The organism is Flectobacillus rivi (assembly GCF_030056655.1).
Classification (GTDB): domain Bacteria; phylum Bacteroidota; class Bacteroidia; order Cytophagales; family Spirosomataceae; genus Flectobacillus; species Flectobacillus rivi.
This window is the reverse complement of record NZ_JASHIE010000001.1, coordinates 45739-65324: the sequence shown is the minus strand read 5'-3', so window position 1 is coordinate 65324 and position 19586 is coordinate 45739. Positions and strand designations below refer to the sequence as shown.

Annotated in this window: 19 protein-coding genes; 5 read left to right on the top strand and 14 right to left on the bottom strand. The window is 35.3% G+C overall.

Annotated features, from left to right (window positions below; translation table 11 throughout):
* Positions 1-106: 106 nt before the first annotated feature.
* Positions 107-1006, top strand: coding sequence for a helix-turn-helix domain-containing protein (locus tag QM481_RS00275; protein WP_283380194.1), 900 nt, complete (start codon positions 107-109; stop codon positions 1004-1006).
* A gap of 49 nt (positions 1007-1055) precedes the next feature.
* Here QM481_RS00275 and QM481_RS00270 read toward each other — a convergent pair whose 3' ends face one another.
* Together QM481_RS00270 and QM481_RS00265 are read right to left on the bottom strand one after the other, a co-directional pair.
* Positions 1056-1634: a hypothetical protein gene (locus tag QM481_RS00270; RefSeq protein WP_283380193.1), complete on the bottom strand. Its 579-nt coding sequence runs from the start codon at positions 1632-1634 to the stop codon at positions 1056-1058.
* 191 nt (positions 1635-1825) lie between these two features.
* Positions 1826-2434: a hypothetical protein gene (locus QM481_RS00265; protein ID WP_283380192.1), complete on the bottom strand. Its 609-nt coding sequence runs from the start codon at positions 2432-2434 to the stop codon at positions 1826-1828.
* 512 nt (positions 2435-2946) lie between these two features.
* Between QM481_RS00265 and QM481_RS00260 the strand changes: the two genes are divergently transcribed.
* Positions 2947-3402, top strand: coding sequence for a hypothetical protein (locus QM481_RS00260; protein ID WP_283380191.1), 456 nt, complete (start codon positions 2947-2949; stop codon positions 3400-3402).
* 209 nt (positions 3403-3611) lie between these two features.
* Here the strand turns inward: QM481_RS00260 and QM481_RS00255 are convergent, their stop codons facing one another.
* Positions 3612-4193, bottom strand: coding sequence for a Crp/Fnr family transcriptional regulator (locus QM481_RS00255; RefSeq protein WP_283380190.1), 582 nt, complete (start codon positions 4191-4193; stop codon positions 3612-3614).
* On the bottom strand, positions 4177-5391 hold the full coding sequence (locus QM481_RS00250; RefSeq protein ID WP_283380189.1) for an MFS transporter: 1215 nt from the start codon (positions 5389-5391) through the stop codon (positions 4177-4179). Before QM481_RS00250 ends, QM481_RS00255 begins: the two co-directional genes overlap by 17 nt.
* Positions 5392-5817: 426 nt before the next feature.
* On the opposite strand from QM481_RS00250, the gene QM481_RS00245 reads away from it, so the two are divergent.
* Together QM481_RS00245 and QM481_RS00240 are read left to right on the top strand one after the other, a co-directional pair.
* Entirely contained in the window at positions 5818-6579 is a 762-nt protein-coding gene (locus QM481_RS00245; protein ID WP_283380188.1) for a hypothetical protein, read from the top strand.
* An 87-nt stretch (positions 6580-6666) separates the two neighbouring features.
* Positions 6667-7521, top strand: coding sequence for a hypothetical protein (locus QM481_RS00240; RefSeq protein ID WP_283380187.1), 855 nt, complete (start codon positions 6667-6669; stop codon positions 7519-7521).
* Positions 7522-7792: 271 nt separating this feature from the next.
* On the opposite strand, the gene QM481_RS00235 is transcribed toward QM481_RS00240, so the two are convergent.
* From QM481_RS00235 to QM481_RS00220, 4 genes are all read right to left on the bottom strand, one after another.
* Entirely contained in the window at positions 7793-8113 is a 321-nt protein-coding gene (locus tag QM481_RS00235) for a hypothetical protein (protein WP_283380186.1), read from the bottom strand.
* Between the two features lie 86 nt (positions 8114-8199).
* Positions 8200-8649: a hypothetical protein gene (locus tag QM481_RS00230; protein WP_166552090.1), complete on the bottom strand. Its 450-nt coding sequence runs from the start codon at positions 8647-8649 to the stop codon at positions 8200-8202.
* A gap of 61 nt (positions 8650-8710) precedes the next feature.
* Positions 8711-9283, bottom strand: coding sequence for a hypothetical protein (locus tag QM481_RS00225; protein ID WP_283380185.1), 573 nt, complete (start codon positions 9281-9283; stop codon positions 8711-8713).
* 225 nt (positions 9284-9508) lie between these two features.
* On the bottom strand, positions 9509-10159 hold the full coding sequence (locus tag QM481_RS00220) for a TrmH family RNA methyltransferase (RefSeq protein WP_283380184.1): 651 nt from the start codon (positions 10157-10159) through the stop codon (positions 9509-9511).
* Positions 10160-10461: 302 nt separating this feature from the next.
* On the opposite strand from QM481_RS00220, the gene QM481_RS00215 reads away from it, so the two are divergent.
* Positions 10462-12912 (top strand): TonB-dependent receptor, encoded by a 2451-nt coding sequence (locus tag QM481_RS00215; RefSeq protein WP_283380183.1) that lies wholly within the window; start codon positions 10462-10464, stop codon positions 12910-12912.
* A 257-nt stretch (positions 12913-13169) separates the two neighbouring features.
* On the opposite strand, the gene QM481_RS00210 is transcribed toward QM481_RS00215, so the two are convergent.
* The 6 genes from QM481_RS00210 to QM481_RS00185 form a co-directional block, all read right to left on the bottom strand.
* Entirely contained in the window at positions 13170-13733 is a 564-nt protein-coding gene (locus QM481_RS00210; RefSeq protein ID WP_283380182.1) for a pentapeptide repeat-containing protein, read from the bottom strand.
* Between the two features lie 91 nt (positions 13734-13824).
* Positions 13825-14139, bottom strand: a complete 315-nt coding sequence (locus tag QM481_RS00205) for a hypothetical protein (protein ID WP_283380181.1) — start codon at positions 14137-14139, stop codon at positions 13825-13827.
* A gap of 84 nt (positions 14140-14223) precedes the next feature.
* On the bottom strand, positions 14224-14823 hold the full coding sequence (locus QM481_RS00200) for a DUF6624 domain-containing protein (RefSeq protein WP_283380180.1): 600 nt from the start codon (positions 14821-14823) through the stop codon (positions 14224-14226).
* Positions 14824-14856: 33 nt separating this feature from the next.
* Positions 14857-15396: an NIF family HAD-type phosphatase gene (locus tag QM481_RS00195; RefSeq protein WP_283380179.1), complete on the bottom strand. Its 540-nt coding sequence runs from the start codon at positions 15394-15396 to the stop codon at positions 14857-14859.
* A 441-nt stretch (positions 15397-15837) separates the two neighbouring features.
* Positions 15838-18147, bottom strand: a complete 2310-nt coding sequence (locus QM481_RS00190) for a T9SS type A sorting domain-containing protein (RefSeq protein ID WP_283380178.1) — start codon at positions 18145-18147, stop codon at positions 15838-15840.
* 136 nt (positions 18148-18283) lie between these two features.
* On the bottom strand, positions 18284-19558 hold the full coding sequence (locus QM481_RS00185) for a hypothetical protein (RefSeq protein ID WP_283380177.1): 1275 nt from the start codon (positions 19556-19558) through the stop codon (positions 18284-18286).
* Positions 19559-19586: the final 28 nt, after the last annotated feature.

The following is a 19586-nucleotide window of genomic DNA, read 5'->3' as shown; positions in this document are numbered from 1 at the left end:
GTATTTATATAGAACTCAGAAATATTTACCAGTTTCACAGATGTTGATGTTTGAATAGCTTAAAAGTAATTTCAAATGATAATTTTGTTCAGTAAACAGTTTTGATATGGAAAAAATAATAAAATTTGATACTGTCAAGCAGTATAATGAACACGAGCGTGTTGAAACATTACACCCTTTGGTAAGTGTTGTTAAATTTGATGAAACTCCTAAGCTATTGAAGCTAAGAGCCTACTTTGGGCTTTATGCAATTTTCTTGAAGCTTGAGAAATGTGGAGATATGACTTATGGATGTCAACCTTATGATTATGATGACGGAACAGCTGTGTTTGTTGGACCAGGCCAAATATATGCTGTAGACGGAGGAAAAGACTTAGTTGTTTCTAAAGGGTATGGTCTTGTTTTTCATCCAGACTTGTTGAAGGGTACCAATCTTGCGAAAGTTATCAGAGACTACTCATTTTTTTCCTATGAAGCCAACGAGGCATTACATCTCTCCCAAAAAGAGCGGAATTCTCTGGTGGAAATCCTAAAGAAAATTACCGAAGAGATAAGCTTAAATTTAGATAAACATAGCAAAACCTTAATTGTGTCAAATATTGAGCTGTTGCTTAACTATTGTATGCGGTATTATGACCGACAATTTATAACTAGAAGCAATGTGAATAAAGATTTACTTGTTCGCTTTGAAAACCTACTTAAAAATTACTTCGAATCTGATATTGCTGAAAATTTGGGTTTACCAAGCGTAAGTTGGTGTGCTAGTGAATTAAACCTTTCAACAAATTATTTTGGCGATTTAATAAAAAAAGAAACAGGTATTACAGCCTTAGATTACATTCAAAGTAAAGTCATTAATGAAGCCAAAATTAGGATTTTTGATAAAGAAAAAAGCCTTAATGAGATCGCAAATAGTCTAGGGTTTAAGTATCAACAACATTTTACAAGATTGTTTAAACAAAAGACAGGTATAACGCCCAACGAATTTAGAGGGTCTTTAAATTGAGAAGTTTGAGGAAAGTCGACTTGAAGTTTTAGTTTCTATTATGCGGCATTTATTCTTTGAAACCTGCTATAATCTCTACGATGTCTTTTCTTAATATATCCATGATAATTTCTTTTGTCACTAGGATATTATTATCCCTAGGATTGTCGGTATATTGATACCAATATGGAGCAATCTTTAATAGATAAAAGTTGTTGGGTATTTCTTTTATTTTTAAAAAATATGAACTTCCATCAGCCTTTACAATTTTTTCAGAATAATCATTTCCTGTAATTTCCTTATATATACTTTTAACAGTTCTATTTTCTTTTTTAGGAATAACATAGTGGCTTTCTTCAAGTAAGAACCCAACGTTCGACTTTTCAGAAAAGCATATAGAGCTTATAAATTCATTTTCGTTGAGCTTTACAATACTGAAAGTCGAAATCTGTTCGAAGCAAGCATTTTGCATTTCATCTTCTAAAACTTTAACAATATCGAATTTAGTTAGCCATTTAGTAATAAGGTTGTTTCCTTTTACTTTTCTTGGTTTCAGGATTAAGTAGTCATAATAATTCTCTTTAGTGATTTTTTGAGAATAAGTTGAAAGACTGAATAGTGTAAATAGGATGATTATTGCTTTTTTCATGTGGAGGTTATCCTGACTTTTTAATTTTCTAAACGGCAATGTTTATAAAAACATTCAAGTTAAATCCAATCGATTAATCAAGGGCATATAAGTCACAAAAGTCAAGATGACTTTTACACGATGTTAGGGACAATGTTTCTTTTTATCAAAATTTCCACCATTTCTTCATCACTTGTTTTTTGTCCTCTTGTTCAGCTCTCTTTTGAGTAGAATTGGTTTCCTTTGTATTCATCTAATAAGTTCCCATCAAAGTCAAATTTATATATAATGTGATCCCAATCTGTCGCTAATATGTAGTCGTCATGAACTGCAAAGTCATCAATGCCTTCCGCTGTTGTCCAAATATCCCTGCCACTTTTTTGCCAAACGATTTTTCCGTCAGCATCAAGTCTCGTAATTTCAAGTTCTCCGTGAACAACATAATCTTTATCAAGGTAGTGAATACCAAAACAGGTAGCTGGGTCAGATATAGTTTGCCATTCTAAATTTAAGTCAGGAATAGTCAATTTGAAAACTGTATTTGAACAACAGACAACAATTCCACCGTAACTAATTAATGTTGAATTCTGATGAATTCCTGTACCGCCACCTGTCGAGCCAATTAAACAACTTGACTTTAGTTTGTTATCTTCAAGTATTTCAATTCCAATTTGACTTGTCATTTGGATATTACTTTCGCCACTTGTAAAAGTCTTGTCATAAGTTTTGTTGTTGTCAGATGAACCAAATGTATAATCAGTTTCGTCATAGAACTTGATTATGTGTTTTTCTAATACTAAAATTTGTACGGGTTCTTTCATTTTTTAACAGTCGTTCTTCAATTGTCATTACAAGTAAATATACGAATGTTTTGAACTTCTTCATAAATCTTCTATGGCTTGTGGATAAGTATATGTGTCCATCTAGGTTATTAATGTACTCCCCATTTTAAGGATACATTTCCCAACATCGAGTCAATGAGGAATAGATTCATTCAAGTGTACACAGAATGGAAATCTATAGCTTTTCGAGTTTTCATTAGAAATTATCGGGACTTTATAAGCTACTAAAGTATTTGTAGCTGAGAAGTTTAACGTTACTGGTCACTGATTTAACTCCTGTGATTGGAAAAAAGTCGGAGGCAACTGGGTTGATAGAACCCATATTATTGATGAATCTAGTACATTCAGAGGGGTGTATATTATTTTCACAAATAGAGCTGCTCCTTGTTCTTTAACTTTAAATGAGATAATTTAACATTATGAAGGTTCTAAATATCGTTCTTCTTTTTACTTTAACACTAGCTTGTACAAGTAAGAATAAATACCATAAAATGAATACTAAACTAAATTTTTATACTCAGTATCATCAATTTTACATAGCAGGGGGTATATCACCAACTGAATTGGATGACAATGGCTATGAGGAACAACTTGGTATTTATAATAATTTTTTAGTTGTTTATACTGAATGTTATGGACCTGTAAAGGGAGAAATAAGTATTTTGAAAGGGAGAAATGATTCTATTGATTACCGTCTTTATGATCATATTGTCGAAGGGGGATTGACGGTAACTAATGGAAAAATTCAAATCTTGGATTGTCCCAATGACTCAATAGAATTGGAAATTCCTGTTAAATCAAGTACTTACAGAGTCCGAATATATTCCTCAAATTTGTCAAGTGTTGATGGTGATGAAGGAGAAGACTTCTACAAGATTGAGATCTGGGAGGATGACAACTTAGAAAGAAAAGTATTGAAAAATTATAACTCAACTCTTCGAAATTAATAGACACATTCTCTGCTATCTTCAACGGTAGTACACCATGAAGAGTCACCATTACATGCTGAAGTTTATTGCTCCGGATGGAGTGGGAGGGACACGATACTTAATTCCCAATAAGATTGTTTTCATTTGGACTTATCATACAGATAACTTTTCCAAATAAAAGCAATCTTCTAGTTTGTATAGTAATGAGTCTTTTCCACCCCGTAAATCTAAAGTTTAGACTTCACTCTACTCAGTGTTTCTGGAGTCATATTTAAGTAGGAGGCTATTATTTTGTTGGGTAATCTATCTACAATTTTAGGATTAACTTTTAATAACTCTTTGTAACGTTCAGTAGCGTCTTTCATCATTTCTCGTTGGTAAATGGAGATGTTGTTGAGATATGCAAATTCTAGATAGTTTCTGTAAAATTTCTCCCACGCAGGAATAACGTTTAATAAGTAATAAAAATCTTTTCGGGCAATTCGAAACAAGGTGGTTGGTTCCAGTGCCTGAAGAGATTCCTCGGAGGGTAGTTGTTGTATAAAACTGGCTAAGCCTGTGGCAAATTGGTTTTCGAAAGATATGTTACGAGTTACTTCCTGACCATCCTCTCCAATAAAAAACATTCTCAAGCACCCTTTTTCGATGAAGTTCATATAAGTATTTATCTCCCCGACATCAATGATAATTTCATTCTTAATATGGGTAGTAACTTTGAAAAAACTGAGTATTAGGGCTAACTGTTCATCTGTTAGGTAAATGATATTACGAATATATCTGGCTAGTTGTGATTTATCTGTTTCTTTCATGTTCAAGTTGAATTGCTTGCTTCTCTTTATTCAGTTCCAAAATGGCTATTAATAGTCCAATACAAGCGGCTAAAGCTCCAAAAAGATAAATATACTCATAATGCACACCCCCTGCCACTAATCCCGCAATAGGAGCAGTGAGTCCCATACCTAAATCGAAGAAAGCATTGTAAGCAGCCATTGCCATACCTCTATTTTCTGTAGGTATTGAGCGTATGGCAATTTTCCCAAATGAAGGAAAAATAAGTGACATTCCACATCCAGTAAGGATTGAGCCTAAAATTGCCAAGATACCATTTGGCGCCTGCCAGAGGAGACTTTGACCAATGATCTCTATCGTTAAACAAGCCACTGCAACACGAGCCCCACCGAATTTATCGGGATAATGCGCAAAGAAAAGACGCATAATGATATACCCTGCTCCAAAAGCACTTAAGGCAAGAGAGGCTTTTTCCCAACCTTTTTGGGCAAAATAAAGTGTGATAAATGAAGCAATGCCACTAAATCCAATACTTGCCACTGCCAATCCTGTTCCTGAGCGCCAGACTAAACCAATGGCTTGGTAGAAAGGCAAGCGTTTTTCAAGTTGGGGTAGTGGAATTAAGGGCAATAGCTGGGCTATTAGATAACTAATTATAGGAATACAGGCGACAGTGCCAAAGGTAACACCTAATCCAAGTTTGGTCGATAATAAAATACCTAGAGGAGCTCCAAGCGCCATTCCACCGTGCATGCCTAATCCGTTCCAAACCATTACTTTACCCGTATTTTTGGGTCCGACCAGAACAAATCCCCAGGCAAAAATACCTATTACCAAAAAGCTTTCACCGATTCCGAGCAATATTCGTCCAATAATAATGAGTCCTAAACTTAAAGTAGGGATAGTAGCACAAAGAAATGCGAAGAGGTAAAATAACCCAGATAAGGAAGATAGAAACAAGCCAATTTTAACTGAATATACACCTCCTTTAGTATCTGAGGATTTTCCAGCAAGATGGCGTGTTAGGAGTGTAGCAACATATTGGATACCTACAACAAGACCGACTGTGATATTCCCATAATGAAGTTGATTATGAACAAAATCTGGAAGGGTTCCCAAAGAGATACCCATAATTAAAAATTCAAAAAAGATGATACTAAAAATGATGAAAAGATTTCTGGAGAGTGTGTTTTCTTGGTTCAAAAGATTGATATCCATACAAATGTTATACTTTAAGTTGGTCTAAAACTCAAAGTTACAGCGTCGGAGAGCACTTGTCATTGATTCAAATCAATAGATGTTTATTTTATAACGAATTACAAATTTACATCCTTAAAATGACCTTAAATTCAGCTTAAAAATCATCTATTTCAGCTTAAATAGATATTAAAATAGTCTAAGTTGAAATTTAAAACAAGTGTGTAAATGTTTGTTTTTCAGTGTATTGTGTGCTATTGTGATGTTTCCTTCTATGTTTTATGATAAAAATGAAGATTTTCCGCTTACTCAATCATGTGAATCCAAAACAGTTTTATGGTCGTTAGTGATGTAGAAGTTCAGGTGATGAACTTTCAAAAACATCCTTACGCTGGATAGCCCTTTATCCAGTTTAATTATTCGTTAAACTATAAAACTCAAATCCTTATGAAAACGCAAGCCATAAAATTAACGACTGCTGTTTTAGCAATCTTCAGTTTTCAAGTTGCTTCAGCCCAAATCGGAGCTTCTGCTACAAGTGCCATTAAAGCCACAAGTAGTGCAGTTGCAAGTACAAATGCTGCCAGTAATGCCATCAAAGCATCTTCGCAAGCAGCAGTCAGTAGCTCTGCTGCGGTAAAAGCGAGTGCTAACGCAACTTCGGCTGTGCAGGCTACAACGCAAGCTGTAACAAAAGCCACGGGGAATGTCACTAATGCTACAAAAAATGTAGTATCGGCCACCGTTAATGCTACGAAGGACGTAGCTTCTTCTACTGCTTCTACTATCAAGGCAACTGCTAGTAAGAGTGCAAATGCGGCGTCTGATGCTAAGAATAACTCAAGTGTGGATGTGGATGCCAATGTTTCGATTGAGACAGATGGAAACATCAATGTCAATAAGGCGAATGGATTAAGTAATAGCAACGGTAATGGTAATGTAAACTCTCAAGCCAGTGCAAATGCCAGCGAAACTGGTAAAGCCAATGCCAATGAAAATGCAACCCCATTGTTGAAAGAAAACCTTGTGGTAGCAAAAGAAAAAGGAGCGAGCACCTTCAATGCTACAAAGACAAAAATGGCTGAAACTGGTAGCGGTGTTAAAAACAAGGTAGGCTCAGAGGCAAAAGCTGCTTCACAAACAAAAGCGAATACTAATATTAAATCTAGTACTTCTGTAAGCTCAAGTGCTAGTGCTGTTAAGCATTAATTTGCTAAGCTTAAAATGCCACTCTCAAGACTTGGGGTGGCATTTTTATCAACAACCAAGCCAAACCCATCTTAAATTTATCTCGCCATGAAACATATAATCATCCTTACTGCTCTTTTCATATTTTTGGGTTTTAGCCTTTCTTCTCAAGCGCAAACCGAAACTCCTAAAAGAACAATAGCAACGGTCATCAGTGGGCTTTCTTACTCTCCGAAATTACACTATTATGGCCGAACCGATGAACTAAAAAGTAGTGCCTTGATGCCAACGGTATTAGTTCAGTTTGATAGTCTTGGGTTGTATTTGACAGGTTCGACAGTTTTTACGACTAATACGGTTCAACCGCTTGAGTATGCGGCAACTGTTACTGAAATCGGCTATAAGTTTGGTAAAAAACAAGGTATTGCAGGAAGCATCTACGGTGATAAGTTCTTTTATCAAAATAAAACCTTGGTGCAATCGGCACTACAAGGGCAAGTGGGCTTGAATCTTTCTCATCTTAACAAAGTTGCTAATATAAATCTTACAAGCATTGCGGCATTTTCGGATAAAACAGACTTTTTTGCTAGTGCAGGACTTGAGCATCCAATCGTGATGCGAACAGGAAAAAGCGTATTTGTGGTTACTCCAACGGCAGTTGCCAATGCTGGTACTCAGAGCTTTACAAATACGTATTTTAAAAACAATAAATTCTTAGGTATTCCAATCTCAAATCAGTCAACAACCCAAACTACACAGGTATTCAATCTGTTGAGCTATGAATTTAGTATGCCAGTGGTATGGGTCTTTAATAATATATTCTTGGTAGCTACCCCAGGATACGTAATGCCTCAAAATGTGGTCACTACCTCTGGAAACACCGAAGTTGTTTCGCGCAACGGTACCAATCTATTTTATGTTAACCTTTCTTTGCTTTACTCGTTTAAGGTAAAAAAAGGATAAGTGTTTGTAACGTAAGTCGTTGCAGGTCAGCTGATTTGTTAGACTTGTTATTGCGATTTTATATAAATGAAAAAACCTCAATTATTCATTTTATTGATGAGTAATTGAGGTTTCTTCATTTACTTTTATAGCAAAGACTTTTTAACTTGATGAATGTTGTACGTTTAATCAACAAACAACTCGCTAAATGAATTACTATTTCAAATTTATCGCAGTATAGTGAGGATAGTGTTGCGTAAAACTAACACCTTATGAAGTTGCAACTAGAAAGTTATCGGCGCAATTGCACTGGAAGTTCTTTTCCTGATATAACTTTTGGATTGAGACTTATCCAGACTTGATTACGAACATCATCTGTGTACCCAATTACGACCCCAGTTACTATGCTGTTTTCAGGCGGATAATCTGCTACGCCTGTTTCAAAGTCAATTATTGCCACAATTCCTATAACCTCCTCATCGCCAATATCTAAAAAAATACCAAAGGGAAGATGCACAACAACTTTGCACTCAAGCTTGATCCCAACTGGATACTTTTGTCTTATTTTAGCCCAGTCAACACCTTTTCTGTTAATTATACCTTGAAAAGCCATAGAACATTTAGTTTTAGATAAACCATAGTTAAATTATAAAGTTTTCAAATACACAATTTGCTTAATTTTTTGAAGACTATTATCACTCAATAATTCTTATAGCTATAATAATACAAATACCATTTTGCATGGATGAGCTTGAATTTTCTGACTTCGGAATAACCACTTTCTTTCATATAAATAGTTTCGAACATTGTATTATTTGAGCCTTTTTTTATGACTTTATAGTATTCTTCCTCCCAATCTTTTTTCAAGAATTTCTTGTAACTTCCGTCTAGTGTCTTTAGAAAAATCCAATCTTTCTTTTCCCAAAAATATTTTAATGGTTTTCTGGATTCTTGATCGTAAATATCCGAGTTAAAACCAGGTAAAGGAAACACCACTCTGGAAATTTGAAAAGTACTATCTTCATAAAATCTCTTGTAAAAGGTATTAAAGCTTTCACCGTTAGCTCCATTTGAATTATTTTGAGATTTGAATTCAAAATTTAGGATACATAACAGTAAATGGATTGAAGTGTAAACAAGTATTTTCATTGAGATTTTTTGGTATGGTTCAAAATTGTGATGAATATGAAACTATTCAAACTAATCATACTCATTCCATCATAAGACTATTCTTTACCTCTTTCAAAATCTCCAATTGTTCTTCTTCTTTTAGTTGATCCCATGTCTCAACTTTGATAATTTTAGTTAGTTCTTTTCCCCTTGATACAGCCAATAATGAGAATGTTAGTTCATCTTTTTTGCCCCATATATAGCGACAAATAATGATGCTTCCTTCTGAGTTATGGGTCTCGTCTAAAATTTCGAGGTTTTTATACAAGCTACTCTCTGATTTCATAGATTGAACAAGTTCTCCCATGACCTTTTCGCTTGTAACCAATTGACCGTCAGTTTTGGTGGTGTAATATTGGTTTAACTTGGTTTCAATATCGATAAAACCACCATGATCTGTTCTTTTAAACTGCCCGTGATACTTGGTAAAGCTATCTGTTGGCCCAACAATAGCTTCGAATTCCCAACTTTGAGGAATGTTCATTTGGATTTCTGCATCCTTAATGTCAAAATTTTTAGTTTTTACATTGGTGGCTTCTCTGCAACCTAAAAGTGTGATAAATACCAAGAAAAACAATGTGATAAAACGTAATGAATGAAGTGATTTTTTCATGAGTAAAAGGTATTAAAGGATTTGTAAAGATATTCATTTGGATTAAAATTGTTGGTGTCAACTGTAAAGTAAGGGAACATGATTTCTTGTAGAGGAGTAATTCTAAACAGTAATTAATCACATCTGAGTTCGACAGATAAATGATTTAGTTCCGAAGAATGAAAGAATACCACAATTAAGAATAACCCTCTTTTAAATAGCTTTAAAAGAGGGCAAAGGTGTTAGTTATACCTTATTGATACTTTTTAATTGTTTCTTTAATTTTCTTCTTTTCTCAAACTCTCTTCTTTGTTTGGTGATTTCGTACAACACAATTCCTGTCGATGTTGCTAGGTTAAGACTCTCTACAATCCCAAACATTTCGATATTGATACAGGCTTCACTTCGTTCTAATGCCAAGTCACTGATACCGATAGACTCTTTACCGAACCATACTGCCAATTTTTTCTGGGTATAGTCGCCTTCGTGTAAGATAACATTTGAACGACCTTTGACATGTGGCGACGTAACAATTGATGTAAAGTTCTTTTTCTCTAAATATGCTAAACAATCCTCGGTACTTCTAAATTTCTTTACAAATGTCCATTTGACCGACGAAACTGACGAAGCTACAATGGATTTCCTTTCTTTGAATTCATCCCAGTTATTTGGTAAAGAATTGGTACTATCTATCAGGTATAGTTTCTCAGCACCAAGTGCATTGATGTTTCTAATTACTGTTCCAACATTATTGGGGTCTTTAGGGTCTTCGAGAACTACAATTAAATTCTTACATCTAAACTCTTTAATTTTGTCTGCACGCTTTCGTAAACTGCTTTTCTCTTTACTGACTTGTGTTTCAGTTACAGTCAGGTTTTCTGTTTGATTGTTTTCCATTTTTAAGAATGATAAATAGGGCTTTGTCTTATCAGGAAAATAAAATTCCTAATACAAAGTGAATTTACAAGTTTTCAAGAGCATAGCAAAAGTATAGTTATGCACCTCAGTTTTTTTGAGGTAAAACTAATATCAATTTATTGACCTTTTGGCACTTCTTTTTATAATCCTATCTTCTTAAAGTCCTATTTCTAATCTTATTTTAATTTATTCTAAATAAAAACTTGCGTAGTAAAATTACGGCATCTACATTTGTGTAATTATTTATAATAAGTCTAAATATCAATAATGAAATGAATTATATGAAAAGTGTTTTTGTACTATTGTTATGTTTATTTACGCAAATGATTTATGCGCAAACAGGGCAAATTACTGGTAAAGTATCCAATAATGATGGTCAACCAGCAGCGTTTGTTTCTGTTCAAATAAAAGGAAGTAAAAAAGGAACCACATCAGATGAACAAGGTAAGTTCACTATCTCGAATCTGAAAGGTGGGAATTACACTTTGGTTGCGTCTTTTGTAGGATATAAAACACTTGAGCAAAAAATAGTAATTGAGGAGGGTAAAACACTAAACCTTTCACTTGAATTACTTGAAAGTTCTGAAATGATTAAAGAAATTGTTGTGTCGGGTAGTTATATTGCTAATCGTACCCCCACGTTGGGAAAAGCCAATATTCGTCCATTGGATTTACCACAAAGTACTGGGGTAGTTACAAGTACTGTAATTGCAGATCAGCAGGCTATCAGGCTTGGCGATGTGGTAAAAAATGTGAGTGGAGTGTCACAAACCGAAACGCGTGGTGGTGTTGCTGAAACGTTTTCGTCACGTGGATATAGCGTAGGGATTGCGGGAGCAGGAGGAAGTATATTTAAAAATGGAACTATTAGTAATACAATGGGTTTTCCTGATGCTAGTACGCTAGAGTCAGTTGAAGTAATGAAGGGTAGCTCGGCCTTGTTATACGGCAACGTTTCAGGTGGTTTGATTATCAATATGGTTACTAAAAAACCTCGTTTCGACTGGGGTGGACAGGCTTCTATGCTTTTTGGAAGCTATAACCAATACAAACCTACGCTTGATGTGTATGGACCAATCAGTAAAAATCTTGCGTTCAGAGTAGTAGGAACTTACGAAAATGCAAAAAGTTATCGTGATGTTGTAAAGACTGACAGAACTTACGTTACACCATCTTTGCTATATAAAATTAATGACAAAACGGATGTTTTGTTACAAGTAGATTATTTGAAAAGTAATATTGTTCCAGATGCTGGGGTAGGGACTCCAAACAGTAGAGTTACGATTACAGAATTGCCAGATGCTCCTCGAAATCGTTTCATCAACACCAGTTGGGCATATAATAATACAGAACAAACATCAAGCTATTTGACAATCAATCACAAATTTGATGCGAACTGGAAATTAACTGCCATTGGATCGATTCAGAATACAGAAGTTAAAGGCTTTGGAGTAGGAGTGCCTAGTGCAATTGCTACTAACGGTGATTATACACGTACACTGAGTGCCGTTCATACAAACGAGAAAGATTACACAGCTCAAGTTAATTTGAATGGCGGTTTTAAGACGGGTGCTATTGGTCATCAATTATTGGTAGGGGCTGATTTCTTAAGAATTTCAAATGTGAGTCATAGCTTTAAATTTACTTCAGCGGCTGGCGTAGTGGGTACTGCGTATGACAAAATCAATATCTTTGATTTCTCGAAATATGTAGCACGTACCGATATTCCTACGATTGCAGATACGGCTCGTACAACAACTCCACAGAATCGCTATGGCGTTTATGTTCAGGATTTGTTAACTATTACTTCCAAATTTAAGGTGCTAGCAGGTTTGAGATATTCGTATCAAACAGCGTTTCAATCAACTATCTTGAACCTTGAGAAAAATGTTGAGCGTCGTGGTGCTACTGCTGATAAATCGGATGGTGCTCTTTCTCCGAAATTAGCTTTGATTTACCAACCATTGAAAACTACCTCGATATATTCATCTTATAGCAATAGCTTTACGATTAATACTGGTACTGATATTAATGGTGACAACCTTAAGCCTTCGATTATCGATAACTATGAAATTGGCGTGAAAAATGAGTTTTTGGACGGTAAATTGTCTGCTAACTTAAGTGTGTACAAAATCATTAATAGCAATTTTGCTCAAACGGCACTTTTTGATCGAAACGGTAACCCAAATACCAATACGAATATCAAAGAATTATCAGGCGAAACAACAAGTGATGGTTTTGAAGTAGATTTCAATGGTGTTTTGTCTAAAAACTTTTACTTTTTACTTGGTTACGGATATAACTATATGCGCTACACGAACACTACAGGTGCGGTTGGTTCACAAGTAGAAGGCGAGCAACTCATTAGAAGTCCAAGAAGTACAGCCAATGGTTCGATTTTCTATACTTTTGATAATACGAAGTTGAAAGGAGTGAAGCTTGGCTTATCTGCCTTTTATACTGGAAATCGCTTTGCAGGGAATAACAACGTAGTTGGTTTGAATGGGGGCTTGAATAATACTACCGCCTCATTGAGTTCATACAATGCTTTGATTCCGTTATCAGGTTTCGCAACGGTTGATTTCTCTGTTGGTTATACCTTTAGCAAAGTGTCTGTTCTAGGAAAAGTTTCGAACATATTCAATGAAATGAATTATATCGTTCACGACCGTTATAGTATTAACCCTATCGCACCTCGCCAATTAGCGTTGACAGTAAATTATAGATTTTAATTTGGAGAATCTGTAATTTAGTGAGTGGTGATTTATTGATTATTTTTAGTATCAAAAAAGGCGTTCGAAAATCTAATTTCGAACGCCTTTTTTTACTCACTAAGTGAATAATCTTATTCTCAAAATTTGGGTTATTTCATATTTTGCCCACTAACTTAAGAAATTGCTCAAAATTAAGTTGTGTAAATTATTTAGATAAAGTATCAGTAATCATAAAATTACACTCGAAACTCATCATTCACAATTCAGAACTCATACTATCCCTCAATATGCAAATCATATTTATGTAAAAGTCCAGAAAGACCATGTACTGAAAACTTAGCTTTTTTTATTCGGTTGTTTTCTGGGTCTATCGCATAATTGTATGAAGTTCGAAAATCTGCTTTTTCAAGTATTGTTCTGTTAAAGATCGCTTGCTCCATATTACAGTTATCGAAAATAGCGTTAGTCAAGTCTGCTTCAGCAAAGTCGGTGCCTTGTAGTTGTGTATCTTTGAAAGTAGTTTTCTTGAGTTTTATTTTGAAAAAAGAAGCATGGTTTAGCTGACAACCTTCAAAAGAAACTTCAAAGCCAAATGGATTACACGTATCAAATCGAAGCCCTAAAATTTTACAGTCTTTAAAAGTAACTCCTTGAAAAGCAACACCACTGATCGCTGCCAAGCTCAGGTTGCAACCTACGAAACGACAGTCTGTAAATTTAAATCCAGAGAGGTTTTTGTTTGACAAATCACAATTGGTAAAACTACAATTTTCGTATTCACCTTTGGTTAGCTCATTAATTTTATCAAATATTTGGTCGGTAAGATATTGGTTTGGCATGTATATTTAAGATAATAGAATATTAAATGGAAAAGAGTCATTAAAGTAATTACTATTACTTTATCAGAAATATCACAAGAAACGAAAATTTCTAGGCATCATTTTCAGCATATTGTATTAATCGCTTTACCCATTTTTCCTGTTGATTGATTCTTTGATTAGCTTTCAAATCTCCCCAAAAATCTTGGATGATATTCATTTCCAAGAAATAGTCAAACCCTGGGCAATGGGTATTGGTATAATCTGCTATTTCGATTTCAAAATCTTGATGCGTCAACAGTAAAATACGTGCTTCAGAAGAAGGCTCAAAAGCGTTATTAGTTTTTCGGGCGAATACTACATACATTCCTTCATCGGGATCAACATAATTTTGATTTTCTAGGATAGCGTCTCTTAAGGTCATCATGATTCTTGGTTTTATAGATTCAAAATTAGATAAAACATTCAATATGTCTTCATCTCAAAGCTGAATAAACTTGTAGAAGTTTAATCACAAAACCCAGCCTACACGCTTTTTCCATTCTTCCATTTCTTGTTTTCTTTGCTCAAAATTCTTTGGTGGGATGAGATTATCTTGGCGGGCATGAAAGCGTATTAGTTCCGTTTGTTCTTCAATGCTCAACAGTCCTACAGATTTTCTTCTTTCGTTTACATTGGTTTTATCCTCAATAGGATTGGGGCTAAGTTGTCCATTTTCGTCCCAGTCAAATTGGGTGCCAAATATTTGTGGTTTACCCTCAAGAACAGCGATTCGGTCTGTTAAGTGAGCATAATTTGTAGGGGTAGCTTTGTGTTCGTCGACAGCCTTTTTTAAAAGCGATGCACATCGTTTCATAAAATTTGGTAAAGCAATCGAATGCTGAATAACCAACCAAGCGGCTTCACTGGCTTCTTTTCCAACTTTTTCAACCGTTGGATACCCAATCTCTTCAATGATTTCGCTAAGAATATTGGCATTGTGGATATGTAAAGCACTCATTTCTTCGTCATAGCCATCGCTCAAGCGCCCCTCTTTTGCTAACCGATCTCGCAGAGCAAGGTCATTGTTTTTGAGTTCAATGATTCTGTGGGCGATGGTAGGATGTTGCATAGATATTTGATGGTACAATGAGGAGAATAGGAATTATATACTTTGTTTCCAATATCGTTTTTCGATGGTTCTTACATTAAGAGAAGACTTTAATTGTAACAGATAACGATATAAGTCTAAAAGCTCTTTGTCCTCCTTTTCGCCTCGAAACGGATTAATGTAGATGGCATTTCCATAATTTACTTTCACTTTTTCAGGGGTATCATCCACTATTAAAACCTGTTCAAGCTTAAATCCTTTTGTTTCCAATTTTTTTAACCTTTTTTCAAAAATGTATTGATCAAGATCTACATCCCTTTTTAACGAGCACCTATTTTTCCCCCAGACTATCTCAAAGTTAATATTTTCAGGCGTAATCTTTTGAATGATTTCTTGCACATATATATCATCGGCAGAACTCCAAATTCCTATCAAGAAATGAGCTGAGATTTCTTTGAAAAAAGTATCGAGAAAGGGGCGCTTATATACAAAATATTGTTCATAGAAAAAGTCAGGTTCAGTATCCAACTTGGTTGAGCTTGCATGGATTAGTGTTTCATCTAAATCTAATATTAATAACAGATTCTTTGACATAAAACAAATTACCTTTACTTGAATATATTAAAGAGAAGTAAGATTAAGACCATCATGTATTAGTCTCCAGAGCTTTGAATAAGCGTCCTCATCTGGGTCTTTTTGCTTTTACACATTTCAATTTATTCAAAATAGAGATTATTGCATGAGAATTTACTGGTACATGAATGTATTCTTTTTGAAACTAGATTTTACTTTCAAAAAAGATAGGAAAATACTACTCTATATTTACTAAGATAGTCAATCTCAGGTATTGCGCAATAATATTTAATAAACTAAACTATCTTGCCTTCCTTTTTAAATGCTCCGTAGGTGCGAAAGAAAGCAAATGACTTTGAACTCTTTCGCACCTACGGAGCTTTATGCTTAGTATCTGATGTTAAGTGATTACCAATAACGAATACACAAATAACAGATACACAAATAACCAATAACATCCATTTACTCAATCATTACTTTGTGGGTTACACTCCTGTTTCCTTGTATAATTTTTAAGAAATACATGCCTCTGCTGAGCATTTCTGTATGAATTTGGTTATCGTTGAAAGTAAGGGGATAGGAGCGTCCGATACTATCAAATAGTTGTAACTCGGCATTTTTGAGGGTGTTTGGTAGAACAAGGGTGAAGTCTCCATGGCTGGGATTTGGGTAGATTTTTAGCTGCTCAGATCCAAAATCTGCTTCTGTTCCGAGTGGAATAGCAATGCTTATTTTTAAAGGTGCAGATAGTTGACTACAGCCTTCTTTCGTTACCTTAACACGATATTCTCCTGATACTTGAGCCTCGTATATGGAGCTGCTTGCACTAGCTATTAATGAGTCATTTCTCAGCCACTGATAGGTTAATCCGCTTCCAGTGTTGGCATTCATTTTTACCTTGAATGGTTCATAGACTGTACCCTTTATATCGGTGGTGATACTTGCCTCAGGCGTAGGCTTGATGGTAACTTTGACAGGATTTGAAATAGATGCGCTCTGGCAAAGAGGGTCTTGGATAATGACCGAATATGAACCTGAAAGGTTAACCTTGTAAATATTACTATTGGCGGAGGCTATATTTTGTCCATCTTTTTGCCATTGATAGCTGGAGCCATCTTGTTGGACTACAGATAATTGAACTTGTGTGCCCGAACATACTTCTGCTGCACCACTTACATCGATGGAAGCGTTGGCATGATAGAAGCATTTTGTAGCGTATTTTCGTAAGCGGTGCATGGTGATAGTGTCATCCTCACCAGAGGTAATGGTGGTTAATGTTTTGTTTTGAGAATCGATGAAATAGTTCGAACGTAGTGGATAATAGTTCTTTGGGTACTCAAAGAATAACGTAGTTGCAAGTGTCGATTTTGAGATAAAGTCAATCTTTGTCTCTACGCCATAGTCTTTCGAATAAATCCAATAGTCATTGCCTTCTTTATCATTTACAAAAAAATGATACGCATTGTGACTATTGGTAGGTTTGGATTTTTTCCAAATTAAGCCACCATCACTCAATCGAATTTTTGAATAAAATGCCCCATGATTGATGTACATCAAATCAGCCAGAACTTGTGGATAGGTAATGGTCTCATCTTTAAATGACCATTTTACCGTACCATCCAAATCATAGCCAATAACCTCATTGAATGCCAGATTGTCGGTAGGGCTCACTTTGGGTTTTTCTTTTAACACAGAAAATACATTGCCCGAAAAACCAGAGAAGTAATCCGTGCTGGTCAGTTGTTTAACCCAATTGGCATTGGCAGCTTTGAAATTACCAAATCCAATGAATTTTCCACCTGAATTGCCGTTGATTTGAAACATCACTCTATCGTCATCAATTCGATAAGTAGATGGTTCGTAAGCACCATACAAGTTGCTATCTTTAAAACTCAAAGTTTGATACTGACCAGATTTGTCTATTTTGATGAGATAAAATCCATCCTGTTTTTGATGAACCAACACAATGGAATTGGTGGTTACTTCCTCATTATTTGAAGTAACAATACTACCCTTTTGACTGAAATAAGGGTTTGAATCTATTTTTTCTTTCACAAAATCCACATATCCTATTCGAATTCCTGTGGAGTCGTAACGATAAACTTCTTTGCTTCCTATTAGCCAAAAGCCAGCATCTGGAGATTTAATGACTGACATAGCACCTCCACCAAAGCCTGCACCGCTCGCACCCATCGTCGGGACTTTTACTTTTTCTTTACCAAAGCTGTCTAAATAGAGATATTCGCCTCCTTCAAGTCTAAATAGCGTGAGTTTGCTATTAGCAAAACCTTCGATTTTTTGACTAGCGTTATATTGCCAAAGCAGAACACCTGTAAAACTGTATTTGTAAATAGTTTTTTCAGCATAAAAAACTAACCCATCAGTCACTTCTGATGAAGCCAGTACGCTTGTCATGGAATGTTTAACTGCTTTTATTAGCGATAATTCTTTATCAAAAATCAGGAGACTGTCCTGCGTCGCAATCCAACTGACTTTATTGCCTCTTTTTAGCTTAGAAAATACTTTTCCATACGGAAAGTTGAGTTCATTTCCGTCTTTATCAAATATTCGATACCCCATCGTTTGCCCTGTGAAACCACTCAAAACTGTTACGATGGTTTTGCCAGAGGGGGTGACATCTAACAGGGTATATGGTACATCGTTTTCTAGGTAAAGGTCTTGGCGTTCCCATAGCAATTTTGGGGCTGTTTGTCCAAAGGCTGCGCCACACATCGCTAGTAGAATAGCGAATAAAAAGGTAATTTTTTTCATATAATGGAATGTTTGAAATGCCTAAATAAGCCTATATAGATTTAGTGAATGAAGTTTTAAGGATTAACTCTATGTTGAGAATGTGAGTTTTTAGTTTAGCCTAGCGCCTAAAGCATATTGCCTAATGCAGGTAAAATTACTGTATTTTGTAACTGAGCCCTATCTTAAGTCCAAGGTTGTACGCACTTGTTTGAATCAAATTACTTGAGTGGTTGATATTATTGAGCATATAGCTTGCCGTCGGCTCTATCGTCAAAAAGCAATGTGCATTAATTGTATGTTGTACGCCACCCGAAACTTGCAGAAAAGTATTGAGTTGACCATTGGTGAGTTGATACATCACATCAGTACCTGTAGACAAAAAATAGCGGTTTCGTCCAGCAATGTGCAACAATCGTTGTATGTCGGCATGGAGCCCAAACATCTCCAGATTTTCACTTTCTACTTTATTTTGAGTGATTTGCTCAATAGTGCCTTGGTTGGTGTTTTTTACTAGATATTTATCCGTGTTTATTTTATATTCAGCCCATTGTCGCATTTTTAAGAACGAAATACTTCCTCTAAAATTCCAAGAATTACTGATGGATTGAGTAATTCCTATGGTGGCTTCAAAACCGTTTCGTTCGTGGTCAAGTAACTTATTTCTTTGTAGACTTACTATTTCAGGATTGTCTATTTTCAATATTCGATACGTCTGTAAAGGGGTGATACTCACACTCAAATAGGCAGATTTTAACACTGGTTTTTGAGGTTTATTCAAAATAATATTTGCAAAAATTGGTAATTCAATCCTAGGCTGGTTAACCAAAATATTTTTGCTTTTTAGAGACTCGATTTTATCAATCTTGATTCCTAATTTAGGCGTTTCAATAGACGCTGAAAAATGATTTGTAAGATTGTTAAGCGCTTCTGTACTTGAGGAAGGTGATGAAAGTAAGCCAGAATCAGTATTATTATCTCCTTCAGTTCTTGAAGGTTGTGCCTGAGTTAGTTGTTTTGATGAAAACGTTTTTTGATGATGCAAATAAAAAGAACTTTCAGGTACAGGATTATTTTTACTTGGTATCGAATGACTATTTTGACTTTCTTTTTTGAGGAGAGAGGCTTCTTTAGTTATTGTTAATCGAGATTTTTTGTGTTGTGTATAGTCTTTATTTTTTTCTAAAAGACTGACTTGAAAGTCACTTTTTTGAGAATTTTGTTTAAGCATAAAAATAACGCCAGCGCTTATCAAGAGTAGCAACGCAATGGCTGCTACTGCCAGTCTTTTAGCAAACTTAGCAGCAAATGGCTGATGTGGATGAATGGATGCATCTATGTATTCCCAAGTTTGTTCGGACGGCTCAGGCTCATAATCCGAGAAGGTATCTTGGAGTAAGCGTTTGAGTTTATCTTCTTCTGGATTTTGCATTTCTATATCCTTTTGTATTGCATTAACT